Annotated in this window: 26 protein-coding genes and 1 pseudogene; 13 read left to right on the top strand and 14 right to left on the bottom strand. The window is 69.3% G+C overall.

The annotated features are described in order from the left end of the window. The first annotated feature begins 14 nt into the window (after positions 1 to 14). Positions 15 to 848: a DUF4436 family protein gene (locus G9272_RS01005; RefSeq protein ID WP_171401763.1), complete on the top strand. Its 834-nt coding sequence runs from the start codon at positions 15 to 17 to the stop codon at positions 846 to 848. A 34-nt stretch (positions 849 to 882) separates the two neighbouring features. Here G9272_RS01005 and G9272_RS01000 read toward each other — a convergent pair whose 3' ends face one another. From G9272_RS01000 to G9272_RS00990, 3 genes are all read right to left on the bottom strand, one after another. After that, positions 883 to 1371 carry a hypothetical protein gene (locus tag G9272_RS01000; RefSeq protein ID WP_171394739.1) on the bottom strand — a complete coding sequence of 163 codons (489 nt, stop codon included), beginning with the start codon at positions 1369 to 1371 and terminating at the stop codon, positions 883 to 885. 113 nt (positions 1372 to 1484) lie between these two features. Then, the gene (locus G9272_RS00995) at positions 1485 to 1721 is read right to left on the bottom strand and encodes a hypothetical protein (RefSeq protein ID WP_171394738.1); all 237 of its coding nucleotides are present in this window, start codon (positions 1719 to 1721) and stop codon (positions 1485 to 1487) included. 490 nt (positions 1722 to 2211) lie between these two features. Continuing rightward, complete coding sequence (locus G9272_RS00990; protein WP_171394737.1) at positions 2212 to 2658, bottom strand: DUF1772 domain-containing protein; 447 nt, start codon at positions 2656 to 2658, stop codon at positions 2212 to 2214. A 91-nt stretch (positions 2659 to 2749) separates the two neighbouring features. On the opposite strand from G9272_RS00990, the gene G9272_RS00985 reads away from it, so the two are divergent. The 3 genes from G9272_RS00985 to G9272_RS00975 all read left to right on the top strand — a co-directional run bounded on the left by G9272_RS00985 (position 2750) and on the right by G9272_RS00975 (position 5400). Continuing rightward, positions 2750 to 3328 (top strand): TetR/AcrR family transcriptional regulator, encoded by a 579-nt coding sequence (locus G9272_RS00985; RefSeq protein ID WP_171394736.1) that lies wholly within the window; start codon positions 2750 to 2752, stop codon positions 3326 to 3328. Positions 3329 to 3477: 149 nt separating this feature from the next. Beyond that, positions 3478 to 4836 carry a hypothetical protein gene (locus tag G9272_RS00980; RefSeq protein ID WP_171394735.1) on the top strand — a complete coding sequence of 453 codons (1359 nt, stop codon included), beginning with the start codon at positions 3478 to 3480 and terminating at the stop codon, positions 4834 to 4836. 294 nt (positions 4837 to 5130) lie between these two features. Continuing rightward, on the top strand, positions 5131 to 5400 hold the full coding sequence (locus G9272_RS00975; protein ID WP_171394734.1) for a hypothetical protein: 270 nt from the start codon (positions 5131 to 5133) through the stop codon (positions 5398 to 5400). A 233-nt stretch (positions 5401 to 5633) separates the two neighbouring features. Here G9272_RS00975 and G9272_RS00970 read toward each other — a convergent pair whose 3' ends face one another. Then, positions 5634 to 6194 carry a snapalysin family zinc-dependent metalloprotease gene (locus G9272_RS00970; protein WP_171394733.1) on the bottom strand — a complete coding sequence of 187 codons (561 nt, stop codon included), beginning with the start codon at positions 6192 to 6194 and terminating at the stop codon, positions 5634 to 5636. Positions 6195 to 6515: 321 nt separating this feature from the next. On the opposite strand from G9272_RS00970, the gene G9272_RS00965 reads away from it, so the two are divergent. Continuing rightward, positions 6516 to 7229 carry a hypothetical protein gene (locus G9272_RS00965; protein WP_171394732.1) on the top strand — a complete coding sequence of 238 codons (714 nt, stop codon included), beginning with the start codon at positions 6516 to 6518 and terminating at the stop codon, positions 7227 to 7229. Positions 7230 to 7721: 492 nt separating this feature from the next. On the opposite strand, the gene G9272_RS00960 is transcribed toward G9272_RS00965, so the two are convergent. Further along, positions 7722 to 8705: a helix-turn-helix domain-containing protein gene (locus G9272_RS00960; RefSeq protein ID WP_253267640.1), complete on the bottom strand. Its 984-nt coding sequence runs from the start codon at positions 8703 to 8705 to the stop codon at positions 7722 to 7724. Between the two features lie 214 nt (positions 8706 to 8919). On the opposite strand from G9272_RS00960, the gene G9272_RS00955 reads away from it, so the two are divergent. The 3 genes from G9272_RS00955 to G9272_RS00945 all read left to right on the top strand — a co-directional run bounded on the left by G9272_RS00955 (position 8920) and on the right by G9272_RS00945 (position 11067). Then, complete coding sequence (locus G9272_RS00955; protein ID WP_171394731.1) at positions 8920 to 9864, top strand: NADP-dependent oxidoreductase; 945 nt, start codon at positions 8920 to 8922, stop codon at positions 9862 to 9864. 36 nt (positions 9865 to 9900) lie between these two features. Beyond that, positions 9901 to 10401 (top strand): cupin domain-containing protein, encoded by a 501-nt coding sequence (locus G9272_RS00950; protein ID WP_171394730.1) that lies wholly within the window; start codon positions 9901 to 9903, stop codon positions 10399 to 10401. A 351-nt stretch (positions 10402 to 10752) separates the two neighbouring features. Then, the gene (locus tag G9272_RS00945; protein WP_171394729.1) at positions 10753 to 11067 is read left to right on the top strand and encodes a cupin domain-containing protein; all 315 of its coding nucleotides are present in this window, start codon (positions 10753 to 10755) and stop codon (positions 11065 to 11067) included. A gap of 107 nt (positions 11068 to 11174) precedes the next feature. Here G9272_RS00945 and G9272_RS00940 read toward each other — a convergent pair whose 3' ends face one another. The 6 genes from G9272_RS00940 to G9272_RS00915 all read right to left on the bottom strand — a co-directional run bounded on the left by G9272_RS00940 (position 11175) and on the right by G9272_RS00915 (position 15857). Beyond that, positions 11175 to 11723 carry a nucleoside deaminase gene (locus G9272_RS00940; protein ID WP_171394728.1) on the bottom strand — a complete coding sequence of 183 codons (549 nt, stop codon included), beginning with the start codon at positions 11721 to 11723 and terminating at the stop codon, positions 11175 to 11177. Between the two features lie 27 nt (positions 11724 to 11750). Then, on the bottom strand, positions 11751 to 12587 hold the full coding sequence (locus G9272_RS00935) for an LLM class flavin-dependent oxidoreductase (protein WP_171394727.1): 837 nt from the start codon (positions 12585 to 12587) through the stop codon (positions 11751 to 11753). Between the two features lie 84 nt (positions 12588 to 12671). Further along, positions 12672 to 13223: an MFS transporter gene (locus tag G9272_RS00930; RefSeq protein ID WP_171394726.1), complete on the bottom strand. Its 552-nt coding sequence runs from the start codon at positions 13221 to 13223 to the stop codon at positions 12672 to 12674. Between the two features lie 315 nt (positions 13224 to 13538). Then, positions 13539 to 14351 carry a TauD/TfdA dioxygenase family protein gene (locus G9272_RS00925; RefSeq protein WP_171394725.1) on the bottom strand — a complete coding sequence of 271 codons (813 nt, stop codon included), beginning with the start codon at positions 14349 to 14351 and terminating at the stop codon, positions 13539 to 13541. 618 nt (positions 14352 to 14969) lie between these two features. Beyond that, positions 14970 to 15194: a hypothetical protein gene (locus tag G9272_RS00920; RefSeq protein ID WP_253267639.1), complete on the bottom strand. Its 225-nt coding sequence runs from the start codon at positions 15192 to 15194 to the stop codon at positions 14970 to 14972. Positions 15195 to 15416: 222 nt separating this feature from the next. Next, entirely contained in the window at positions 15417 to 15857 is a 441-nt protein-coding gene (locus tag G9272_RS00915; RefSeq protein WP_171394724.1) for a hypothetical protein, read from the bottom strand. 227 nt (positions 15858 to 16084) lie between these two features. On the opposite strand from G9272_RS00915, the gene G9272_RS46055 reads away from it, so the two are divergent. After that, positions 16085 to 16246, top strand: coding sequence for a hypothetical protein (locus tag G9272_RS46055; protein ID WP_171394723.1), 162 nt, complete (start codon positions 16085 to 16087; stop codon positions 16244 to 16246). A gap of 336 nt (positions 16247 to 16582) precedes the next feature. Here the strand turns inward: G9272_RS46055 and G9272_RS00905 are convergent. After that, positions 16583 to 17194 (bottom strand): annotated as a pseudogene (locus tag G9272_RS00905) (trimeric intracellular cation channel family protein); the annotation flags it as partial. 604 nt (positions 17195 to 17798) lie between these two features. On the opposite strand from G9272_RS00905, the gene G9272_RS00900 reads away from it, so the two are divergent. The 4 genes from G9272_RS00900 to G9272_RS00880 all read left to right on the top strand — a co-directional run bounded on the left by G9272_RS00900 (position 17799) and on the right by G9272_RS00880 (position 21032). Next, on the top strand, positions 17799 to 18020 hold the full coding sequence (locus tag G9272_RS00900; RefSeq protein WP_171394722.1) for a hypothetical protein: 222 nt from the start codon (positions 17799 to 17801) through the stop codon (positions 18018 to 18020). A gap of 350 nt (positions 18021 to 18370) precedes the next feature. Then, positions 18371 to 18808 (top strand): hypothetical protein, encoded by a 438-nt coding sequence (locus G9272_RS00895; protein ID WP_171394721.1) that lies wholly within the window; start codon positions 18371 to 18373, stop codon positions 18806 to 18808. A gap of 43 nt (positions 18809 to 18851) precedes the next feature. Beyond that, entirely contained in the window at positions 18852 to 19862 is a 1011-nt protein-coding gene (locus G9272_RS44925) for a hypothetical protein (RefSeq protein WP_253267638.1), read from the top strand. A 747-nt stretch (positions 19863 to 20609) separates the two neighbouring features. Further along, positions 20610 to 21032 carry a hypothetical protein gene (locus G9272_RS00880; RefSeq protein ID WP_253267637.1) on the top strand — a complete coding sequence of 141 codons (423 nt, stop codon included), beginning with the start codon at positions 20610 to 20612 and terminating at the stop codon, positions 21030 to 21032. Positions 21033 to 21582: 550 nt separating this feature from the next. Here the strand turns inward: G9272_RS00880 and G9272_RS00875 are convergent. Beyond that, a complete protein-coding gene (locus G9272_RS00875) occupies positions 21583 to 22551 on the bottom strand; it encodes a hypothetical protein (RefSeq protein ID WP_171394720.1) in 969 nt (322 codons plus the stop codon). Between the two features lie 215 nt (positions 22552 to 22766). Beyond that, the gene (locus tag G9272_RS00870; RefSeq protein WP_171401760.1) at positions 22767 to 23114 is read right to left on the bottom strand and encodes a toxin Doc; all 348 of its coding nucleotides are present in this window, start codon (positions 23112 to 23114) and stop codon (positions 22767 to 22769) included. Positions 23115 to 23194: the final 80 nt, after the last annotated feature.

Here is a 23194-nt window from a genome sequence, read left to right as displayed (position 1 = left end):
CCGGGAGGTCCATCCTGCCCGTGCTCATCCCCATCGCGTTCCTGATCGTGGTCGCGGTGGCCGTTGGCTCGTGGTTGCAGTTCACCGAGCGGCAGGCGGTCGACACGGTGCACACCGCCGGATCCTCGGCCGCCGACCGGGTGGACGTGGAGGCCGTCGTCCAAAGTGTCGACGCCGCGGGCAGAGAGCTGGTACTGCGGGTCTGGGTGACCCCGCGCGGGACTCTCGGCGAGGCGGACGGGGCGGCCCCGGTGGCCGATCTCAGCCTCCAGACCTCGGGGGCGACCCTCAGCGACCTGGAGTTCACGGCGCATGAGCGGCTCGCGACGAGAGACGTCCAGGTTGCGCTCACAGGCGGATCGATCAGTGACTACCCGTTCGACACCTACGAGACCGACATCGCGTTCCGGGCGCAGCTGGGCGGCAAGCAGGTGCCCGTACGGATGCTGTTCTCCAACAACGACACGCTCTTCTCGATCTCCGCGCAACCTGCGCCCTCCCGGCAGGAGGCCGTGATGGCGCTGGAGCTGGCGCGATCGGGCAGCCTGCTCGTCTTCGCGGTCTTCATGATGGTGGTGATGTGGGCGCTGGCGGCGTCCGTGCTCATCGGGGCCTGGTACCTGACGACCGGCAGCGAGGGCCTTGTCTGGCCCGGCCTCGCCTGGATGGCCGCCACCCTGTTCGCTCTCGCCGCGTTCCGCAACACCGCCCCCGGCACACCCCCGATCGGCTGCGTGCTGGACTGGTTCGCCTTCCTGTGGGCCGAGACCGTCATCGCCCTCTGCCTGATCACCGTGGTCATCACCGGCGTCAACAAGGCCCTCCACCGGGACGCGCAGCCCACGTAGTGGCTCCGCCGCACCGGGCCGGCCACGCCCACGGTCAGGCGGTGTGCTTATGGATCACGCCGAGGTAGAGGCGTTCACGGTGGGGCACGTGGTCGTCACGGCCAGGCGGGAAGAACACCGCGCAGACGTTCGCGGGTTGGGCAAGGATGCTGGATTGCTCTCCGAAGGTGAGGCGGTCGTTGACGTCGTGGCGGCAGTCGGCGGCGTCAAGGCCGGAGATCAGGTCCTCTCGGAGCACTGTGGACGGGTAGGACTCTGAGTCCGGCAAGACCAGGGGCGGCAACTTGGTCGTCGAGCCCGGCCGGAGCCTGATCGAGATTCCGCTGACGAGGCGCCGGGTGACGACCAGCTCCAGGCCGTTCCAGGCATAGGGGTAGCCGTCGATGTCCGGTCTCATCCGGATGGCGGGGTGCGGGCGTCCCGGGCCCAGGAGGTCCTCGGCCTCGGCGAGAGGCATGCCGCAGTGCAGCGGGCCGATACGGCCGGTCCGGGCGAAGTCGACGAGCACGTTCATCAAGGTCACGACGGTGACTCTGGCACCTTCTCGTGCCGGCCCACACCTGGATAATGCTCGAAGGGCCCGCCCTCAGCATGGCTCACCGGGTCGGCACGATGGTGTGCGGGTGGTGAGGTCGATCAGGCGGCGCGGTGCCGGCACTGCTCGGCTTCTGGCGACCACACCACCATCCACCCGTCACAGCAGTGAACGAGCACGGCCCGCAGGAGCGGGTGCGGGTGGAGGTGACCGGTGACCGATGACAGGCCGGTGGGGGCCGGGTCGATCGGTGCGGCGATCAGCGGTGACGACGCGCGGATCGTGGTGCTGCCGATGAAGGCCGTGCACCGGGCGCACACCGTTCGGGCCCGGCCCATGCCGGGTTCCTGCCGGCCTCTGCGTCGGGGGTCTTCATCGGCGGCGAGCACGAGCTGACCTGGCTGCGGAAGATGCTGACCGGCGAGGGATCGGCCGCCGTGGTCCAGCCCGGACGACGCCAAATCCTATGTACCGATGCTGAGTTCCAGGGCGAGCAGGGTGTACACGGGTCGCCTGGGCCGCTGTTGAAGAAGGCCGGCGTCTCTCCGGCCCGTCCTCGCGGAACATGGTCTTGAGGTTGCCCGGGAGGGTGCCGTCCCCGAGGCCAAAGACGGGGGTGGTGCGGCCGACGAGCGGCTGCTTGCTGCCGAGGTCGTAGTGGTTGAACAGTCCCAACGTCTTTTCGGTAGATGTGAGTCACCCGTCGAGGGTGCTCATCAGATCGAACACCAGCCGGCGCGTCTCACGGAGGAGCGGTATCTCGGCGGCCCGCTACCGTCTGCGAAGTAGGGGGAGTGTGCGCCACCTGTGCGGTCTCGGCCTGTGGGCTCAGGCGAGCGCGGCGACCAGCAGGGCGAAGGCGGCGACGATGACGGCGACGCGGACGTAGTGGAAGCGGTCCCAGCGGTTCATCTGCTGCTTCCAGTCGGTCGGCAGGCCGTCGGCGGTCCACGTCCTGACCCGGTTGTTGATCGGGACGAGCAGCAGGATCGACATGACCACGCTGAGGATCAGCAGCGCGGCGGCGGTGACGACGAGGGCGGCGCCGTCGTGGTGCCATCCGGCGATGGCCCAGACCGCACTGAGGGCGAGCGAGCCGATGTACCAGAACGGCATCACGGCGCCGAGCAGCCGGGCCCCGTGGGTGCGGCCGCGCAGGCCGTTGTCGCCGGGGAGGCCGTTGAGGATCGGGTTGACGAAGAAGGCGACGGAGAACTCCACCCCCACCATCACGCCGACGACCACGGTGGTGAAGACCTCGAGTGCATTGAGCATGATGACCCCTCGTGAGATCTAGCGTTGCTAGATGATGAGGCAACGCTAGTACTGCTGCCGCTCGCTTGTCTAGCGATGCTAGAATCGAGTCATGTCGGTACAGGAACGCAAGGAGCGCGAACGGGCGGGCCGCGAGCGCCTCATCGTGGCGACGGCACGCGAACTCGCCGAGCAGCAGGGCTGGGACGCGGTCACCACCCGCCGGCTCGCCGAGCGCATCGAGTACAGCCAGCCCGTCCTCTACAGCCACTTTCGCGGCAAGCGCGAGATCATCGGCGCCGTCGCCCTCGAGGGTGCCGCCGAGATGGCCGCGGCACTGCGGGCCGCGGCCTCCGCCGTGGACGGCCCGCACGCCCGTGTCACCGCCCTCGCCCGCGCCTACCTCGACTTCGCCGAGCGCAACCCGGCGGTCTACGACGCCATGTTCCAGCTGGACGGTGGCCTGGCGTTCGCGAAGGAGGACACCCCGGAGCCTCTGAAGGACGCCTTCGCCGCCCTGCTGGAGAGCCTCGGCGAGGTCGCCGGGGACGGCATCCATCCGGCGCTGTTCACCGAGGTGTTCTGGGCGGCCCTGCACGGGCTGGCGACCCTGACCCGGGCGGGACGGCTGCCGCCGGGGGACACCGAGCGGAGGGTGGAACTGCTGGTGGACCGGCTCGCCAGGGCCTGATGCATCGTCCGGGCGGGCCGGCAGCCGGGTGTTCTCCAACAGGGCCGGGAAACCCGGGAGCGGCGGGCTGCCGTGCCATGTGATGATCCTGCCGGTGCGCCGGGGCTGCCGGCGCGTCAGTCGCGGTATCACACCCTTGGGGGATAGCAATGAGACTGATCTCCGCTGGACGCCCGTTACGCCTCAGATCCGGCGCCGCCGTGGTGGTGGCCGGTCTGCTGACTGCCGGTCTCGCCGCGCCCGCGTTCGCCGCCGACGACCCGCCACAGACCGACCAGTTGTCGATCAGCGAGCCGACCGAGCGAACGCTGCCGCTCGGCACCGACGGGGGTCAGCCGCAGTCCCTCATCCTCGGCGTCGGCATCTACCACGACAACGAGAACTTCACGGTGACCGATGGCAGGCTCACCGTCGACGTCTCCGACCTCGCCGGGGTCGCCGAGGTGACCTGGCCCGACAACTGCACGCCGAGCGGCACCAGCGCCGTTTGCGACATCCCCGTGGTTCCCACGACCGGAGCCCACCAGGTGCTCCTGACCGTGCGCGCGGCCGACGGCGCCGAAGCCGGCGCACAGGGCAGGATCACCTACGAGGCGACGGCCACCGGCGGGCCCGACGGCACCCTCACCGCGCCGCACGAGAGCTACGCCACCACGCTCACCGTCGGCTCCGGGCCCGACCTCGCCATCGACCCCCTGGCCGACATCGAGGACGCTCAGCCCGGTGACGAGCGGACGATCCCGTTGAAGATCACCAACAACGGCAACGAGAGCGCGAACGGGTTCACCGTCACGCTGTACACCTCGTACGGCCTGACGGACCTGAGCCGGTACGACGCCTGCACCTACACCACGACGGACGGCGACGACTACGCACCGTTGAACACGGCAATCTGCACGTTCGACCAGGTGCTGGCGCCGGGCGACTCCTTCGAGCTGCCCGAGCCGCTGACGGTGCGACTCGCCCCGCACGCGCTGAACGAGCGGCTCGACATCGGCATCGAGCCCGGCGGCGGCGCCCAGGACATCGACTCCCAGAACGACTACGTGATCGTCCAGATCGGCGCGGAAAACACCGCGGACTTCTCCGTGACCGGTGACGCGATCTCCGGCGCTGCGGGCGAGACGGCCACGGCCGAGCTCACGTTCAAGAACAACGGCCCGGCCTGGTTCGGCAACCTCGGCTCCGGCGACCCGGTCGCCGCAGTCCGGCTGATCGTTCCCGCGGGCACCAAGGTCACCGGCGTGCCGTCCGGCTGCTCTCCACACACCCTCTCCGGCGGCTACTACCCGAGGCAGGCGGGCGCGCCGCGCTACGACTGCCACCTGCCGTACTGGGTGCTGGAGGACACCCAGCGCACGTTCGCGTTCTCCGTGCGCGTCGACACGGTGGTGCCCGGCGCGACCGGCGCCGTGAGCATCCATCCCCCGTTCGGCGAGTTCGGCGAGTCCCCCTTCGACTTCGACCCGGACCTCACGAACAACACGGCGGCCCTGACCGTCAACTGACCGGCCCGCGCGTTCGGAGCAGTCGTCGAGCGGCTGCTCCGAACCCGCGCTTCACAGGGCGGACGCTGCCGGCCGGCCCAGGCGATGCGCTGGCTGGCGGGCTAGAGAGTCGCATCCAGCGCGAGGACCCCGCAATCGGATGCGACACCCTGGGTGAGGGAGTCTTCCGGCCGGCGGATGCGGCGGACATCGCCTCAAGCATGCCGATCATGACGTCAGCGAAACCGTGGGCCTGGCGGAGTCGTCCGCCGTGCCCGGGATGCGGCCGCGGCGGGGAGCACCGAAAGTGGCCACATGGCGATCGTCGTGCTGCGCGAGCTGCGCAAGGAACTCTCCACTGACCTCGGCCCGGGCGATGCGGTCTCGCGCATCGCGGCGGTACACGCGGCAACGGCTGAGCCGGACGCCCTCGGCGACGTGGGCGACCGCACGTTCTGCGGCAAGCCGACACTGGACATGGAACGGGTGGACTACCAGCCTCCGGAGCCGGGGGCGTCGTGGCTGCCACCCAACATGAGGCCCTGGGAGTGCTCCAGCTGCACGGACGCGCTCAGATCGCTGTAGCCCTCCAGAGCGGCCTCCTGAGGGGATGCGCTCGTACAGCTACGGCCAGGTGGCGGGTAGAGGTTCGTTTGAGCCCGCGCCGCAGACGCCCCGACGGTGAGTCCGTGAGGCCCATGGCCTGTGATGCGACCGTCCCGATGAGAGCGCGGTCCAGCCAGAGGGCGGGTGTCCTGCGGATCGGAGGCGGACGCCCTGTCTCGAACCACCACCCGGCGTCCGCGGCGCGGCACGCGTCAGTCCACGATCACCTCGGCGCGCTCCGCCGGGGTCCGGCCGACGAGGGCTCCGTCGAAGTTCCCCTCGACCTCCGCCTTCTCCGCGGAGTTCGGGTACGGGTTCGTGCACGCGGTGCCCGCGCTGGAACCGGACATCAGACTCGAGCAGGGACCGGGCTTGCGATCCGGCAGACCCAGGATGTGCCCGAGCTCGTGGGCGGAGATGCGGACCGTGTCATAGCCCTGGTCGACGGCCTGGCGTCCGATGTACACGGTGCCGCTGCCCAGTGTGGTGGGCAGGGCGCGCGGCCAGCCGTTGTCCGCGAGGACTCGTATGTTCGCCCGTTGCCCGGCGGCGGCGGGTCGGAGCTCGACGGTGTCGACGCTCTCGTTCCAGATCGCCGCGCCCCGGTCGACGGCACTGCGGAACTCCGCGGAGCCGCCGGCGTCATAGATCAGGACACGGGCGGCTGCCGGGGCGTTCTGCGCCTGGGGGGTGGCCGCGGCCTGACCGCCTGCCAGGGCCAAAGACATCAGACAGGCAGCGGCCAGGCCACCGGTCAGCGTACGGACGTGCATGATCGACCTCCTTGTGGGGGAAGGGCAGTCGTGCTCATGACATTCTTAGAGTCCACTGCCCAACTGGGGAACAGACGAATCCGTCGATGTGCGGCACCCCGAGCGTGCTGTGCCGCCGATGGTCACCCGACTGCGCGATCGCGTCCCCGGGGCCGTCGGTGAGGGATGTTGCAGTAGGGACTGCCTGAGTGCGGAGTGCGGAGTGCCCGTGCACGTGAGCGTCGTGAAGGCCCGCGGCGAGAGCTCTTCGTGCGGCAGTCCGGTCGCACCGGAGTCCGGCCGGGGCATGTAGGTTGTCGTCGGCTCAAGGAGGGACAGTCGATGTCCGAGCATACGATCGAGGATCTGGTCGCGGACTCGGTTCGCGTCCTGGACGGCCACGCCGAGGCGGGCGACCCACGCGTGCGGAACTGGTTCGCGGCCCTGTACGAATTCCAGGACGGGTACGACTGCTCGTTCACGAACTTCCGCGTGATGGACGTCCTGCTGCGGCGTGGGCACACCTACCGCATGCCGGTCTCCCGGCATCCCGACTATGCCGAGCGGTCCGCGTACTTCGACGCGCTGACGGAGTTCACCGCTCTTCGAAGTTTCGACGAGGACGCCCCCGACTTCGACGGCTACACGTCTTGGCTCGAAGACGGCTACGTCGAGCCGCCGTTCCTCTACTGCGACGCGGGCACCGCACTGTGGCGGCGCCTGGCCGCCGCCGGCCAACTCGACGGCCCCGACACCGCCTTGCCCCGCCCCGCCCGGTTGATCGAAGTCGTGCGTGAGGTCGCCGTCGCCGCCGAGAAGGAGCGGGACCCCGAACTCATCGGAACGTGGTACGGATTCGGCTGCGGCGCCCTCCTCGGCGGCCCTGCCGGCTGCCCCTTCGACGTCGCCGAACTCGCCGACATGCCTGCCGTGCAAGACCTCCGCGCTGTCGTCCGCCGCACGGACGCCCTGGCTGTTGCCCGACGATCGCCCTATGCGGTTCCCGTGGAGTTCGCCGATGACGGCGACCTGGAAACCTGGTGGTGGGATCTGTAGGGACGCGGGACCCGTCCTGTCCGAGAGTCTGCGCCTGAACCAGCCGCGGGGGAGGGCGTTTTCGCCGCTGCGGGCCCGGCACCCGGTCTGGAACCGGAAGGAAAGGAGTTGCCTGCGCCCCGCCCCGGTGGTCCGGGACGCCGTTCTACGAGCGGTGGACGGTGGTCTGACCGTCTGACCGTCTGACCGTCTGACCGTCTGGCCGTCTGGCCGGCGTCGGGCTGGTAGCGGGAGCCGCGTGTCGGTCAGCGCACTTCTGTGGCCACGAGCGCCCGTGGAAACCTTGCGCCATCGACGCGGCTGGAGGAGAGGGACGCGGAGCTGGAAGCTGCCCGAGCGGCCAACCGCGAGCTGACCCGTGCCCTGAACCAGAAGGGAGCCGCAACACACTGGACCCCGCGGGCTCGGCAGCAACCGTGGTCACACCGGGGCACGTGGTGGACAGCCTCGCGACCCTCCCGGCGCTGCTCCGCGCGGCGGCCGGCTGAGTCGTCACGTCAGGCGGCGTGCGAATTGCGCTGGTGTCGCATGATATTGCTTCTTGAACGCGCGGATGAAGTGGCTGCTGTCGGTGAAATGCCAGAGTGCGGCGGCCTCGGAGACGCTGAGTCGTGATCCGGAGGCGGTGAGCGCCTCGGCCGCTTCCTCCAGGCGCCGGCGGCGGATGTAGGCGCTGAACGACTCGTCCAGACTCGCGAAGGCCCGCTGCAAGGTGCGTACTGATACGTGCAGTTGCGCGGCTATCGCGGCTGGCGACAACTCGGCGTCGGTGAGCCGGGCCTCGGCCAGGTCCTTGGCCGCCTGCGCCAGCGCCGGGGTGAAGGTGGGCTCGCGGTCGTCGAAGTGGTCGAGGATCAGCCCTTTGGCGAGTTCGAGCAGGGCGTTGCGGGACGCGTGCGCTCCCGCCGGGCTGAGGTCGCTCACGGTCCGCTGCACCATGCTGGTGTGTGCCATGAGCATCTGTGACGCGGGCGAGGTGGCCTGACCGGTGCGTGGTTCACCGGCGACCAGGGAGCGCAGAGCGTCGCCGGGAAAGATGAAGATGCGCGTGCCGATCACGGGCGTGGTGTGGAAGTGATTCTCCGTCACGACATGGTGCATGAAGTAGGTGTCGGCCGAGACGTACGCGTCACCGCCCTGATCGTGCGGGTCCTGGAGGGCCACCGCGCCGCGCAGCCCGACGTACAACCTGATCTGATCGTGCTCGTGCGTTCCGACTGCCTGGGTGCTCACGGGTGAGGATGCCCAGAGTTCGTTGATGGCGGTGTCTTCCAGGGTCACCGAGCGCATCGTTCCCCGGAAGCCGTCGACCGTGGGAGCGCTGAATTCCGGCAGCGGGTACAGGTCCCCCATACGCTCGTTCCAGGTGTCGATGAACGGTTCCCACGTTCCGCGACCGGTGCCGGTGGAGTCGGCGTCGACCTTGAATGTGCCCACCTTGCCGCCCGGACCAAGGAAACGCGGCCTGCTCGTCATGTGTCCTCCGCCCTGATGAGGATGTCGCCGGAATCCCATCCCGTGTCGCGAAGGTACACGCTTTCTACGCACGACCGTTCCTACGCTTGGCTGCGCTTCAACCCCCATAACGATCTACCGCCTGGCGGCTGCACCCGGCGCCACAGGCACCATGCCTTGCTTCGCATGCGAAGCGATACTGACGCGACCCCTCCGGTGAAAGCAGTAAGAAACTATGAAAGCAGTGCGTTTCCACCAGTACGGTGACCCCGATGTCCTGCGTTACGAGGACGCGGAGCAGCCGGTTCCGAGCGCCGGGCAGGTGCGGGTCCGTGTTGCGGCGACGTCGTTCAACCCGGTCGACGCCAACATCCGCGCCGGTTTCATGCAGGGGCCGATCCCTGTGACGCTGCCGCACACACCCGGCATCGACGTCGCCGGCACGGTCGACGCGCTCGGCGAGGGCGTGACCGGCATCCAGGTCGGGGACCAGGTCATCGGCTTCCTGCCGATGGAGGGACCCGGCGCCGCCGCCGAGTACGTCCTGGCACCGGCTGAGGCCCTGACGCCGGCGCCCAAGAGCGTCGCGCTGTCCGACGCGGCCGCGCTGCCGCTGGTGGGCCTGACCGCGTGGCAGGCGCTGTTCGAGCAGGCCAAGTTGACGACGGGGCAGCGCGTGCTGATCAACGGCGCGGGCGGAGCGGTCGGCGGCTACGCCGTGCAGTTGGCCAAGCAGGCCGGCGCCTTCGTGATCGCCACGGCCGGTCCGCGCAGCAGCCGGCGCGTCACGGCCGCGGGTGCGGACGAGGTCATCGACCACACGACCGCCGACGTCGTCGCGGCGGTGAGCCGGCCGGTCGACGTCGTGCTCAACCTCGCGCCGGTCGAACCGGCACAGCTGGATGCGCTCCTCGGCCTGATCCGCCCCGGCGGTGTCCTGGTGAACACCACCGTGTGGATGCCCGCGCCCACCGACGAGGAGCGCGGCGTATGCGGCATCGACCTGTTCGTCCGCAGCGACGCGGAGCAGCTGTCGCACCTGGCGGAGCTGATCGACGGCGGCGAGCTGCGCATCGAGGTCGCCCGGCGGGTGCCGCTGGCCGAGCTGCCGGCCCTGCACGCCGACGCCGCCGCGGGCGCACTGCCCAGCGGCAAGGTCGTCGTCACGCCCGGCGCCTGACGCCCACCCGACCGACCTGTGAAGGAGACGACCACGATGATCCCCGACGACGATCCGTCGCGCTCGCTGACCGTGGCGAACCCCGACGACCCCGGCACGACGTATGTCTCGCTGGTGGGCAACACGTACGCCATGCTGGTCACCGGTGAGCAGACCAACGGCCGATACTGCCTGATCGACATGCGCGTCCCCGACGGCGGAGGCCCGCCGCCGCACCGGCACGACTTCGAGGAGATGTTCACGCTCCTCGAGGGCGAGATCGAGTTCACCTTCCGCGGCGAGAAGCACACCGTACGGGCCGGGTCCACGATCAACATCCCGGCCAACGCGCCGCACAACTTCCGCAACGCATCGGGTGCACCGGCCCGCATGCTGTGCATGTGCACCCCCGCCGGCCAGGACGAGTACTTCATGCGCATCGGTGACGTCGTCGCCGGCAAGGACGCGCCGCCGCCGCAGCTGTCGGAGAGCGAGCTCGCGGAACGCCGCCGCCGCGCTGCCGAATTGGCCTCGACCTACCGAAGCGAGTTCCTGTAGCTCGGCCAGTGCGTTGACCACGAACGCTCGCCGGCTCCGAGTCTCGGGATCTGGACCGACCACGAGCCGACGTGCACCGCCTGGTCGCCCTGACCCCGTTCGCTCGATCCGGCGACGGCACCACACATGTCGCATCCGCTTGTCGACGACACCAGCACTGAGCTGCACCAAGTCATCCGACTTCGCCTCGCGCCAACAGCACGCGTTGACCTAGACCGGGAGCAGGGGCCGCTGGGCGGGGTTCGACAGCCGGTCGGGCTGCCAGGTTGTGCACTGCCTGATTTCAGTCTCGGATGCCGGTTTCCCTGTCGCCGCGTCGATGCAGCCGCATGGTAGGGACATCAGGTTGTCGTGGTCGGCTCCCGAGGGGAGGGCGGAGAGCAGGCCGCCCGTGAGAAGGCGCATGTGGAGACGGGCCTGCCCGCAACGGCGTTCTGCGTGGTGAAGGGCGAGATCGAGTTCACCATCGGCGACCGCAAGGTGGTGGGCGAACCCGGCGCGTTCGCCCACATGCCCAAGGGCGAGCCGCACGGCTTCACGAACAGGGGCAACGAGGACGCCACGCTGCTGATCATGTTCTACCCGATCTGCAACCGTGAGGACTACTTCCGCGGCCTGGGGCGCTTGACGGCCAACGGGCGCAACCCCAGCCTGGAGGAACTGTAGGAGCACATGGCGAAGTACGACCGGTGCATGGTCTGACCCGCGAACCCACGGCAACGAACAGGGCCTGGCAGCGATTCCGCTGCCAGGCCCCGGTGTTCGTGCCACCGTCAGCCGCTCGCGCTGCTCCCGGTGCGGAAGCGCCATTGCAACTCACGTACCTGTTCGGCGAGTTCCGGGACGGGACCTGCCACCTCGAGACCGGGCACGACGTCCTGGATGGACAGCGGACTCAAGGGCGAGGTGACGGGGACGCCCCACTCCGCCTTCCAGTCCCGAGCCTGCTGGGACGAGCTGGCGTACACGATGCGGCCCAGTCCTGCCCACCCGTGGGCGGCCGCGCACATCGGGCAGTGCTCACCCGAGGTGTACACGGTCGCCGTGGCCCGCTCCTCTGCGCTCAGGTGGGTCGCGGCCCAGCGGGCGAGTTCGAATTCGGGGTGCCGGGTCGGGTCGCCCGTGGTGGACTCGCGGTTACGGTCCTCGGCAAGGATCTTGCCGTCCGCATCGACGAGCACGGATCCGAACGGCCCGTCGCCGGCCTCCACCGCCTCGGCCGCCAGCTCGATGCAGCGGCGCAGATAGGGCAGTTCGGCTTCGGTGACGGTGGTGGAGCGGTCGGCGCCGCTCGCGGGAAGGTCGTGGTCGTTGAGGGCCACTGTTGCTCCGTCTCGTTGGGGTGTCGGCTAGGGGCGGTGCGCGGCCACGGTCGCCAGTGCCTGCCATGCCGCCTCGGGCCGCAGGGTTTCGTTCGGATCGCCGTGGTACGGATCGAGCAGCACGGTTTCGGCACCGGCGAGGCGCAATTCCTCGATGTCCTCGAGAATCTGCTCGAGGGTTCCCTCGCCGGCCCGGCGATCCGGGTCGGCGATCGGCTTTTCCGTGAGCCGGAGATAGATGCGCGGCGCCAACTCCGGTACCTGCTGATCGAGCTCGGCCGAAATATCCTTCAGCCGATCCAAAGCGTCCCTGAACCAGGGCATCGTGAACCGCAGTGGATGCCATGGAGAGCCAAGTCGAACGGCACGCCGTATTGCGGCGTCGCTGTTGCCGCCGACCCAGATGGGAATCTGTCCGCAGCGATAGTCGTCGTCGTTTTCCCATGCGGCGCGTATGGTCCGCAGGTGTTCGTCGGTCAGAGCACCACGCCGTTCGAACGGGACGCCCAGCGCCTCGAACTCCTCCCGTGCCCAACCGACCCCGACGCCGAGGATCAGTCGGCCGCCGCTGAGTTGTTGCAGGTTGGCGGCCATGCGGGCGACCAGCAGAGGGGGCCAGTAGGGCGCGATGAGCACCGTCGTGCCCAGCTCTATCCTCGTCGTGATTCCGGCCAGCCAGGAGAGAGTTGTGAAAGGTTCGTAAAATGGGGCGGGATATTGCCTGGCGACATCCGATGTGATCGCCACATGGTCGGAGAGCATCAACAGGTCGAATCCGAGACCCTCCGAGGTTTTGGCCCAGCGGGCCAGGTTGTCCGGGTTCGCACCCGGACCGAAGTTGGGGACATTCACACCGATCCGCATGACCCAACACTAGCAACTGGGGCTCAACGGCGTGCAGTTGTCGGAGGCTTCCGGTGGAGCGAATGCACGGGGAGTGGCGGTCGGTCAGTTGTCCTGAGATGAACCGCAATTTTTCGAATCCGGCAGATGTGCTCTGCGAAGGTCCAGGAGGAAGAATGCGGCCAGCACGGCCGCCGTCGCCGGGAAGAGGGCGGACGGGCCGCCGAGGGAGAGCAGGGGGCCGCCCGCGAGCGATCCGATCCCGGTACCGCCGTCGAAGGCGACGTTCCACGCGACCCCGGCCACGCCGAGGCCGCCGGGGCGGTCGCCGGCCACCTGCACGGCGAGGACCAGGGTGGCGCTCTGGACCGCGCCGAAGCCCGCTCCGAACAGGGCGGTACCGGCCGGCAACAGAGCCGGCGCGTGCGATGCCGCGGCCGAGGCGGTGCCGATCGTCGTGGCCAGAACGGCGGGCAAGAGCACCTGGCGGCCGCCGTACCTGTCGATGAGCCACCCGGCGCCGAGCCGGGAGAGCACGGTGGGGGCCTGCGCGGCAAGCAGCGCCCCGGGTGCGGCCGAGGCGGTCAGCGGCAGGAAGGTGAAGACGACGCCGTAGGCCGTGGTGGAGGCGGCCTCCACCATGAGGGGGCCGGTCATGGGGCGCAGCGACCGGACATGGCCGTTCCTTGTCGCTAGGGAGAAGGTGGTGGAGTGGGGGAGATCGTGGATGCGCCGTGGGGTCGCGGTGGACTGCGGTGGGTCGGACGACCTTGCTCTTGAGGTCCTTGGTCCGCTCGTGCTCGGGCTTGCCGAGGGCACGGAGGGGGCGCAAGATCGACGATCTCGCCGCCTCGATGAAGACGATCGGGTCAGCGGTCGCGCGGGCGAAGGCGATCTAGTGGGCGGCGGCGCCCAGGCTGGTACGGATGGGCGCGAAGTCCTCGGTGATGGCGAGGACTTCACCGCCCCTGGTCAGACTGCGGGTTGCCGGACCGGCTCCACTCCGATGACCTTGCGGTAGGCGCGGGCGCCGTCGCCGTAGTCGTCCACGGCGTAGTGCCAGGTCGCCCGGTTGTCCCAGAGCACGAAGTCGCCCGGGTCCCAGCCGAACCGGATCGTGTAGTCGGGCGACGACGCGTGCCGCAGCAGATGGTCGAGGAGCACCTTCCCCTCCGACGGCGTGAGGCCGGTCAGGCCGATCGCCGACGTGCTGATGAACAGCCCCTTCCGGCCCGTCTCGGGGTGTTCGAGGACGACCGGATGCTCGACGGTCTCCCCGACCGGGGTCCGCTTGCTGGCTTGCGCGTAATTCCCCGCATTGCCGTCGTAGACCGCGCCGACCGATCCGAGCAGCACCTTGAACGGCTCGGACAGGTCGTCGTACGCAGCCTGGAGATCGGCCCAGAGTGTGTGCCCACCCAGCTCGGGCACCACTTCGTACGTCAGCGACTCGATCGCGAAGACGGGCTGCCGCCACAGACCGCCGATGTGCCAGGTACTGGCCTTGCCCGTCTTCCGGACGTCGTAGGGGTAGACCAGCGCATGGGCGGGATCCTTCACGGCGGTCGGGTGGTCGAACGGTTCCGCGAAGACACGCACCGCCTCGACGTGCTGAGCGGCAGTCAGATGCTGGCCGCGGAAGACCAGCACCTTGTGTTCCCGGAAGGCGCGGCGCAGTTCCTCGGCTGTGCGGTCGTCGAGGCCCGACTTCAGATCGATGCCGGTCACCTCCGCACCGAACCGCGGTCCCGCCCGCCGGATCTCGTAGCTCGCGACAGTGCTCATGGCTCTCCCTCTGCGTGCTGCCGTTACGGGGATGTCATGCCGGGGTCGCCGCCTGCTGGACAGGCGAAGGCGACGTCAGACGCGGCGACACATCGACGCGTCGACACGCGCCAGATCCACGTACAACCTGCGGTGCAGCAGCACTGGAATGCTCACGCCACCATGTCTACCAGCCCGGACCGAGACGGATCATTGCAGGTGCATGAAGCTTCCGGGCAGGTCGACCGGGCGCCGGCGGCGCTACGCGCGCCGGGGCCCGCCGCGCCGCGTCAGGAGCCGACGGTTCCACTTGCTTCGGTGGCGCCTGACCTGGGCCTGACCTGGCAGAGGCCACAACACGCCGCGCAAGAAGCACTGTTGTGATGCGAGTGAGTGGGATGGGCGCTTCTGTGAAAGGAAGGAGCGAGGCATGGAGCCTGTGATCGTCGGAACGGTGGTGACCGAGGCCGTCAGTCTCTGTCGTCAACGCCGTGGTGAAGATTGCTCAGCGGTGGCTCAACGTGTCGGTGGAGACAGCACGTATCACTGAGACGGCACAGACCGAGCGGGTGCGATTCCTCGCCAGGCGGGCCGTTCCGGCTGCTCCGTACCGGCCCGTCGTCTCGAGGCAGGGACAGCTCACCGGAGCGGGGGTGACGGGTGACGATCATGCACCGTGAGGGTGTGGCTCACCCGCAGCCACGTGGCGACCGGACCCGACGCCGGCTTCGGGGGCCGCCGACCGCGCAGCTCCGGCCACTCCGCGGCGACCTGCACCCCGTACGCGGTGGCGAACCACACCCGGGTTCGCCCGGCCTGCGGCAGGGTGCGGTTGACCAGGCCCTCGGCTCGGAGTTCGGCCAACCTGCGCCGGGTGTGCTCGATCCGCACCCCCCGGGGCGATGATCTGGTGCATCTGTTCGGCGGTCGCCATCCGGCACTGCACCAGTACCGCCAGAGCCGGCCGGTCACCCCAAAAGGACGATCGTCAAAAAGGCGCTCATGGCTGGGCAAGCGTCAAGCCCGACGGCAGCCGATTGGCTCTGGTGAGCGGGCGGGTGACACATGAGACCCAGGGATCCTCGGTCAGCGGTGGCCGGTGGCCAGGATGACGAGGAACTGGCCGCCGCCCGCCTCGATGCCGGCGGTCACCGGCAGTCCCGGTACCAGTCGGGAGAACCGGTCCACCAGCCAATCCGCCGCTTCTTGGGCGTCCTGCCTGGTCGGGCAACGGCCCACCATCTCGCGGCCCCCCTTGCGCTCCAGCCTCGCGGCAACGGCGATCAGCGGCGCGGGTTCGACCACGTACAGGCGGTCCGGCCAGGCGATGACCGCCTTGACCGCGCCCTTGCGGGTGTTGCACCCACGGTGCGCGAGCCGCTCGGCGACCTTGGCCTTCCGGTCGGCGGTCCGGCTGTCAACGCTGGGCCCCTGCGGGTCGTTCACCGACTTGTCGGGGTCGACCGGTTCGTCGCACACCCAGCAGCGCCAGCCGTCGCGCTCAGCTACATCATCAAGGAGACTCACCCGAGCAAACTAGCCTGCCCAGCCGCCACACCGCGCACCAGGGCCTCGGCAATCAGGTAGGCCGTGGTCCCTGGTGTTCCTGGACGCCGCGAGAATGGTCAAGAACTCCCGCAGGGCCGCGAGGCGTCGATCCGGAAGGAAGCCACGGCGAAGAACCGCCCGGCGGACCTGATCAGCATTGCGCTGGAGAAGGTCGTGGAGGCCGGGGCGATCAGTAAAAGCGGCGGATGAAGACGGCCGACTTGCCGTTGGCGTCGCCGGGCACGATGTCGTCGGCCGCGGAGTGGAAGACCCCGTCGCGCCCACCGGTGCTGACCGCGTCGGTCCCGGCCGAGGCGGGCTGGGCGGAGACGATCTCGTCGGTGCCCGTGTCCAGGTCGCGCAGTTGAGCGACGGTCCGTTCGTGTCGTGCGGGGCGTACAGCGGATAGAGGCCGGTGGGACCGATGGCCACGCCTCGCACGTTCGGCATCAGTTGGTCGGTGCCCGAGCTCTCGTCGTGGCCGTAGGTGTCGGAGCCCGAAAGGTAGACGACCTTGCTGCTGTCCTTGCTGAGTTGGACGAGTGTTGCCGCCTTGGACGGGCCCTCGATCGGGCCGGAGGAGGTGTTGTCGGTCCGGTCCCACATGAAGACGTCCTCCGCCTGGCAACGACAGCGCGGTCTTCTCCCGCCGCCCGTCCGGCAGCGTGCCGGACTTTGGGGCTGCGCCCCACGCGCCACAGCGCAGACCTCGGCGTGCGCCAGCCCAGCCGCACGGCCGACAGACGTAGCGCGAAGGCGAGCAGCCCGGCCGCCACCGCGGTGGCCACCCTGAGGGTGGAGGTGGCGTGCAGCATGATCACCAGAGCGGATCCGAGCAGCGCGGGCACAACGTAGAGATCGCGGTCCCAGACGAGCGACGACGGGACCTCACGCGCCAGCACTGAGCAGACGACCCCGCCGCCGACTGCCGTGGTCACCCCGAGAGCGGCGGCGGCGGGGGAGTTCAGACCGTGATTCAGGGCTTTGACGGTGCCGGTGACGCAGAAGATGCCCAACGCGCCCGCGTCGGCCAGATGCCAGCCCAGCTTCCAGGACTGCGCCCGGGAGCTGAAGAACACCAACAGGGTCGCCAGGAAAGGGGCGGTCGCGTAGCCGAGGTCGGTGAACGCGACGGGTTGGGTGCGCAGCACCAGGTCCCGGAAGAGACCGCCGCCCACACCCGCGGACTCGGCCAGCAGCAGTGTGCCGAAGAAGTCGAAGTCCTTGCGTGTGGCGATCAGCGCCCCGTGGACGGCGAAGGCGAAGACCCCGGCCAGATCGAGCGGATACTGGATATCGCCCGCCAACTCATGCATTTCGGATATCACTTGAAGCTCCTCGGGATCAGCCCGACCTCGGCGCTGCTTTCCGATGCGGTGTCCGGCGAACGAGGGGTGGCAGCGACGGCCGTCCCCGAGGTGATGGGAGCTGGTGCGGCGCCCGGGGGAGCGCGAAGGGTCTGGTGGACAGGGGGAAGGGGAGACGCGGTCGTCTTTATCGCCCGAATGGGCTGCTGAGGCGTGCGGAGCGAGGTGGGGCACATGATGGAGATACGGATCCTGAGAGGCTGGGTGTGAAACTGCGTGCACAGCCGCTGTGCTCGAAAAGCCGCTGACGCGACAGCGGCAGCGCCGTGGGGCGCTCCCCGCGACGGCAACGGCCTTACCGACAGGGCACGTTATCGAGACGGGCACTGCCCTCGCCCGCACTGAGCGGAGAATGAGCTTCAGTTGGTCCGCCACAGACCGGACGTGGTCTGTGGAGAACCGAAAGGTGCCGCGAATTGTCCGTCCCACCGTGTGGCGGACAACCGGGCGCACCCACTTGGATCCGGGGTGTGTCACCACGCTCCTGACGCGGCGCGGCGGGCCCCGGCGCGCGTAGCGCCGCCGGCGCCCGGTCGACCTGCCCGGAAGCTTCATGCACTGCACAAGCCTGCGATACGAGCTGTCGATCTGCGCGCCGCGCTACGTGGTCGAGAAGTCCAACGATTCTTTCCGGCGGCTTCGTGACCTGCGTGACGTGGTCGCTGACGGATTCAGTCGGGACAGCAACGAGTACGTCACCGGGCGGCTTCGCTACGACCGGGCATATCAGGCCCTTCGGGATGCCATGCGTAAAGACCTCGGCGCCGATGCCTAACCTCACATCTGGGCCAACCAACGGTCCACGTCAGTTCCGGCAGCGAAGATGGCCCCTGGGGGAGCCTCTTTCCCAGCAGATGGCACTGAGGACACGATCGGGGCCGGTCTGGTTCAGGGAAGTGTCCAATCCGAAGCCCCCTCAGTCGCTCGTCGACCTGCATCGGCACATCAGCCGTCGTAGGTGTGTGAGAGGCCCTCGCCTCCCGGTCTGCCGGGCCCGTGGGTCGGGAGAAAACCAGCGACCCTCGACCGACCGACGGCGGGCGCCGGCAAGCGTCCGTGCCCCCTGCTTCCCCCAGGAATGCGCCGGCCCTACGCTCGTGCCGTGTCCGGAAGCCGGGGGAGACCATGGATGTTGGAACGCTGATCTTGCTGGGGGCGTCCGGCGGTCTCTTACGCGGGCTCCTGGACGCTTACGCCGGGTTCTCGCAGTGGCACGCGGCCCGCCGCGAGCACCGGCAGGGGACCGCTGGCCCGGACGCCGAGGTGCCGGTCTTCCAGGACTACGTGGATCCCGTCGCCGACTCGGTGGCGGCTGTCGTGCACAGCGCCCTGGGGGCCGGCGCCGCCGTCCTCTTCGGCACGACTGGCCAGATCAGCGGGGCGTACGCCGCTCTGGTTGTTGGGATGTCGGCACCGCTGCTGCTCACCCAGCTGGGCCAGGCGCAGTCGGTGAGCGACGCCGTTCTGGGCGCCGCGCAATCGCCCGGCAGCCGAACCGCAGAGACGCTCCCGCTGCCCGGGCAACCCTCGGCCGCAGACCGCCGGATCGAGGAGGCGTCGTGACCCGGCCCCTCTTGCGGCCCCCGTGCGGGCTGGTGGTGGAACCATGGTGAACAGCGTTCCGCAGCACCTGAACACCGAGGACCGCCAGGAGTACGAGCGGATCCTCGACGAGGCGCTGCGCTTGGCCCCACACCACCCGGAACTGGCCGCCGTCGGGCAGCGGCTCAACCCCGAACAGCTGCGCACCATGGCCCTCAACGCCACCGCGCTCATCACGGCGGCGGCGGCGGCCGAGTACCAGCACTACGTGAAAGTCCGCGAAGAACTGCGCGATCCCGCCGACCCGGTGGCGATCCCGCGCCGGCGTGTCGCCGCTGGCCTGCCACGCCGCACCGCGGGAATCGGTCGGCGTGTGCTCGCCGGCGTCCTGGGCGTCGAGCACCGGGCGGGCAGACAGCCGGGCAGGGCCGGATTCCGTCGACTGCCTCTCCGGCTGCGGCTCGCCGCGGTTGTCCTTGGCGCGCGCCCGCGTCCCGTTGCGCGCAGCCGTGGACCTGCCCCGGCGAGGAGCGCACCGGAGCCAGGCAGGGCCGCTGCCCTCGCCATCACCACGTCCCTCTTCCTCGGCGCGCTCGGCCTGCTCTTTCTGGTGATGGGATACGGCCTGAAGTGGCTCGGCACGGCACCCGTGGCGGCCGACCGGCTGATCGTCCCAGGGCTTGTCCTGGGCGGGACCATGATCCTGGTGAGCCTTGGCGGAGTGATCCGGCTGATCGCCACCGCCCTGCGCGAGGCGTCCACCTCATCGGGCGCCGACCCTGGTGACCCGCTGAGCGAGGATGTGGCACGGGCCAAGGAGGCGTGGCGTGAGGCGCTGATGGAGCGCGGCATCCTGCCGTTTCTGCGGGAGGCACTCGCCGAGCCCGGCGCGGCTGCGGCACTGCGCTCCGAATCCGCCCAGCCGGACCGGACCGGCCGCATCCCGCACCTCGGCTACGAGCGTCCCGGCTTCAGCAGCCCCGACGACGGCCTCCCGGGAGGCTCACGTCCGAGCTTCACCAGCCCGGACTACACCAGCCCGGACTTCGGCGGCTCGGAACCTCAGCGGGAATGACCGGCCTGGCCACACGGCGGCAGGTCTCTCACAGCGCCCCACGTCGAGTAGATGGCGTCCCGCTGGCGCAGGTCGTCACGGAGGAATGCGCAGGCCTCGGCGTGGACGAATTCCGGCCCGGGGAGGTCGGCTTAGAAGCTCCGCGCTCTGTTCACCTGGACGGGAGAGAAGTCCACGGCGGTTGTCGGCGATCCGAGGAACTCCGAACCAGGCCCGTGCCCCGCAATGCCCGTCCACTCGAAGCGTTCCGCCGCCGGGCGCGGCTGGAGGTCCTGGCCGCGATGCGGCCTGTAAGTGTCCCAGTACTCAGCTGGGGCCTTGGGGTGGCGTTGGACATCGGTCCTCACAAGCAGAGCGGGCTTGAGGGGCGCCAAGCTACCCGGCTGCTTCCTGCGCCGTATGCGAAATAGATGAAAGCCCGCAAAGGCCATGAAAAATCACAGCTCGGGCCATCGTGTGACGGTCCGAGCTGTGCGTGGTCCCACGGGATCAGTGGTAGTTGTCACCCGGCCGGCACGGCCCGCACTTTGTGAAGTCGGCCTCCCACAGAGGCCAGTCCACCGGGAGCCCGTTGCGAACTCGGTTACGCACACGTCAACGAACAGGCTCAGCCGCTCTCGCCAGGTCCGACAGACCGTCTCGGGCTCCTGTTTGCCCGTCGCGCGGTGTGCAGGCGATGGTCGGCGAGGGTGGGATGATCCTTTCCTCTCCGGTACGCCTGGCATCGCCACGTTTACCGGATGGCCGGTGACCGACGAGGAAGACGAAGGATCGATGACGCTGAACGTGGGCCAACGGGTGCGGCTGGCGGCGGACCTCCGGTTGGCCGGGTCGGTGACCCCAGCCGAGGAGCCCCCGGAGGAGACGGGTGCCTTCGCCGCCTCTGTGGCACTGGCAGCAGGCATCGAAGGCACTGTCGAGCGCGTGGACGAGCATCACCGGCAGCAGAGCCACGAGGCCCGTGAGTACCTGCGCCTCAAGTCGCTCCTCGACGACTTCGGCCACCAGATGCCGTCGGAGAGCAGAAAGCAACTGGAGGAGCAGGTGGGGGCCTTGGAAGAGCACTGGGCCGCCTACCAGCGACGGATGCTTCGCGTCACGGTCCGCGTCCGGCTCGACAACGGATTCGTCCTCGACGAAGCCCCCGAGGAGGCTTTCGCCTCTGCCTGACCAGGCATCGCAGCGCTCGCCGCTCGCACTGCTGGGCGCCGCCGCAGCGAAGGCCGGCCTGCCCGCGACCAGGCCGCTGGTCGCCTCCCAGACCGGGCGGGTCCACGCGGCCCTCGGCGACGAGCGCCAGGCCGAGAAGCACCTCGGCGCCGCCGACGAACTGGTGACCGACAGCCTGGGCGACGACATCCCGCAGTGGGTGAGGGTGCTGTTCAAGGTCACGGTCAGCAGCGGTGCGTGGACCGGTGCCCAGCGGGCGGCGCATGGCGTGCAGGGGGTGACTCTTCCAGGCAACGGCTGGCCGGAGGCAGGTCGGCGCGGGCAACTCGCGAAACATCCTCGCCGGCGACGTGGTGGGGAACGAGGTGCGGCTACCCGACGCGCGTGGGGCGGCGCGGCGCGATCTCCAGGGTCTCCACTCCCTGTCCGGCCTGGCGGAGGGTGCGATCATGAAGCGGTGACGCGCCCGGGGAGCCGTCCGGGAGAGTGGGCGGTGGTGACCTCCCGCTCGAATGCGAACGGTTGCCGCTGCTGCGATCCGGTGTCTGCGTCAGTACCCGCCGCCGAAGCTGCCACAGCTGAATCCGCTGCCATAGCCGCCCGTGCCGCTGGTGGCGCTGCCGCCACTCGGGTTGTCCCGGTCGGTGGGGCGCCGGGTTGGCGGGGAATACGGCGAAATCGACGTGAAGGTGCCGTGATCCTCGCCGAACAGCTCCCGCCAGCAGCGCCCGAAGCTCGCACCGTCCAACTCGCGTCCCGTCTCGGCGAGCGCGGCGTCGTCCCAGTGCAGCCGGTCCGGATTCAGGTCCCTGAGGGCCTGCCGCAGCTCCGGGAGGTTGACACACGGCCTGTCCTGTCGGGCGGCCGACACGCGCTCGTCGCTGTGGGGGACGTCGTGCCGGAAGACATACGCGATGCTCCATTTCTTCCTCGTCACCACCGACCAGCCCCAGATCGGCCGTTCGGCCAGCTCCGTTGCCCGCCGTCGGGCCTGCGCCTCCACCCGGGCGTCTTCCTGCTTCTCCTGGGCCTCTTCCCGTGCCCGTAAGCCCGCCCGGTCGTGTTCGGCCCACACCGCATGCCAGATTTCCCGGCAGATCGGCTGGTAGGCCTCGCCGGCTTCCCGCACTGTCTGTTCGTAGCGCTCTCGGGCCTTTTCCCAGTCGTGCAGGGCGCGGCGCGCGGCGAAGTACCTCCAGCGCGGGACGGACCCCGCGCCCTGGTGGGCTGCGGTCAACTCAGCGCTGACTTCGTCCACGGCGGTGGCGTAGGCGAGGGCGGCCTCGACCCAACGACGGCAGGTCTCCGGCGTGCACGAGGCGAGGTGTCCGGCATTGTCAGACGGTCGCCAGGTGTCAACCAGGAAGAAGGGTGCCGGACCGGTCCCGTCGAGCAGACTGTCGGGCCAGTGCCGGTGGACGCGGACCTTGTGGTCCCGTGGGCTCACCAATTCCTGGTCCTGCTGCCGGGGCATGGACGGCGTGTAGTGGGCAGGATGCGGCAGCGCCCAGTGGCTCATAGGCTCACCCCCGTGATGTCGTCCGAAGGGCTGCGTCCCAGTGCTCGCCGGGCCGCTTCGCGTGCCCTACCTGCCTGCACGGTTGATCATGCTTCTGAGCTGCACAGAGACTCTTCACCCCCTGGATGGGGGACGAGCGAGCGCCGACGTGACGGTGAAGACGGGCCCGGCGGTCGCGTCCAACTGGCTACCCACTACGGATACGGGACAACCCCTCAGATCCGCCAGGAGCGGAGAGCGTCCGCGACGTCGTAGGTGCTCAGCCGGGTCTCGCGGACCTTTCTGATCAGGTCGGACAGAGCGCCATAGGGAGGGTCGATGCCCTCTTCGGACTGGTCCATGTATTGGCCGGTGACGAAGCCGGCGAAGAGGCTGTTGCGGTGGGGGAGCGGTTCGAGACGCACGATGGTGTGCAGGAGCGCGGCCGCGCGCCACGCGGCGTCGGGGTTGGACGTGGCGAGAGTCGGCATGCGTGTCTTGTGGCGCGCGACAGCCGCTACAAGGGCCGAGTAATCAGTGACCGACACGTCGTCGTGGCCAAGAGCGACGTCCTGGACATCCAGGGAGTGGTGTGAGGTGGTAGCCGTCGCTGTGCAGGGTGAGCAGGCGTGCGCCGGTCAGCTCGTCGAGGCGGGTGCTGAGC

The sequence above is a fragment of the Streptomyces asoensis genome, from assembly GCF_013085465.1.
Classification (GTDB): domain Bacteria; phylum Actinomycetota; class Actinomycetes; order Streptomycetales; family Streptomycetaceae; genus Streptomyces; species Streptomyces cacaoi_A.
This window is presented reverse-complemented; position numbering and strand designations above follow the sequence as displayed.

What these genes read in the sequence shown, in the direction of transcription:
- G9272_RS00975 (WP_171394734.1), top strand. Translation starts at nt 5,131, where the DNA reads ATGGCGATCGTCGTGCTGCGCGAGCTGCGCAAGGAACTCTCCACTGAC.
- G9272_RS00895 (WP_171394721.1), top strand. Translation starts at nt 18,371, where the DNA reads ATGGATGTTGGAACGCTGATCTTGCTGGGGGCGTCCGGCGGTCTCTTA.
- G9272_RS00875 (WP_171394720.1), bottom strand. Translation starts at nt 22,551, where the DNA reads ATGAGCCACTGGGCGCTGCCGCATCCTGCCCACTACACGCCGTCCATG.
- G9272_RS00990 (WP_171394737.1), bottom strand. Translation starts at nt 2,658, where the DNA reads ATGCTCAATGCACTCGAGGTCTTCACCACCGTGGTCGTCGGCGTGATG.
- G9272_RS00955 (WP_171394731.1), top strand. Translation starts at nt 8,920, where the DNA reads ATGAAAGCAGTGCGTTTCCACCAGTACGGTGACCCCGATGTCCTGCGT.
- G9272_RS44925 (WP_253267638.1), top strand. Translation starts at nt 18,852, where the DNA reads ATGGTGAACAGCGTTCCGCAGCACCTGAACACCGAGGACCGCCAGGAG.
- G9272_RS00925 (WP_171394725.1), bottom strand. Translation starts at nt 14,351, where the DNA reads ATGAGCACTGTCGCGAGCTACGAGATCCGGCGGGCGGGACCGCGGTTC.
- G9272_RS00985 (WP_171394736.1), top strand. Translation starts at nt 2,750, where the DNA reads ATGTCGGTACAGGAACGCAAGGAGCGCGAACGGGCGGGCCGCGAGCGC.
- G9272_RS00930 (WP_171394726.1), bottom strand. Translation starts at nt 13,223, where the DNA reads ATGACCGGCCCCCTCATGGTGGAGGCCGCCTCCACCACGGCCTACGGC.
- G9272_RS46055 (WP_171394723.1), top strand. Translation starts at nt 16,085, where the DNA reads ATGAAGACGGCCGACTTGCCGTTGGCGTCGCCGGGCACGATGTCGTCG.
- G9272_RS00965 (WP_171394732.1), top strand. Translation starts at nt 6,516, where the DNA reads ATGTCCGAGCATACGATCGAGGATCTGGTCGCGGACTCGGTTCGCGTC.
- G9272_RS00960 (WP_253267640.1), bottom strand. Translation starts at nt 8,705, where the DNA reads ATGACGAGCAGGCCGCGTTTCCTTGGTCCGGGCGGCAAGGTGGGCACA.
- G9272_RS00995 (WP_171394738.1), bottom strand. Translation starts at nt 1,721, where the DNA reads ATGGGCCGGGCCCGAACGGTGTGCGCCCGGTGCACGGCCTTCATCGGC.
- G9272_RS00935 (WP_171394727.1), bottom strand. Translation starts at nt 12,587, where the DNA reads ATGCGGATCGGTGTGAATGTCCCCAACTTCGGTCCGGGTGCGAACCCG.
- G9272_RS00900 (WP_171394722.1), top strand. Translation starts at nt 17,799, where the DNA reads ATGCACTGCACAAGCCTGCGATACGAGCTGTCGATCTGCGCGCCGCGC.
- G9272_RS00950 (WP_171394730.1), top strand. Translation starts at nt 9,901, where the DNA reads ATGATCCCCGACGACGATCCGTCGCGCTCGCTGACCGTGGCGAACCCC.
- G9272_RS00980 (WP_171394735.1), top strand. Translation starts at nt 3,478, where the DNA reads ATGAGACTGATCTCCGCTGGACGCCCGTTACGCCTCAGATCCGGCGCC.
- G9272_RS00970 (WP_171394733.1), bottom strand. Translation starts at nt 6,194, where the DNA reads ATGCACGTCCGTACGCTGACCGGTGGCCTGGCCGCTGCCTGTCTGATG.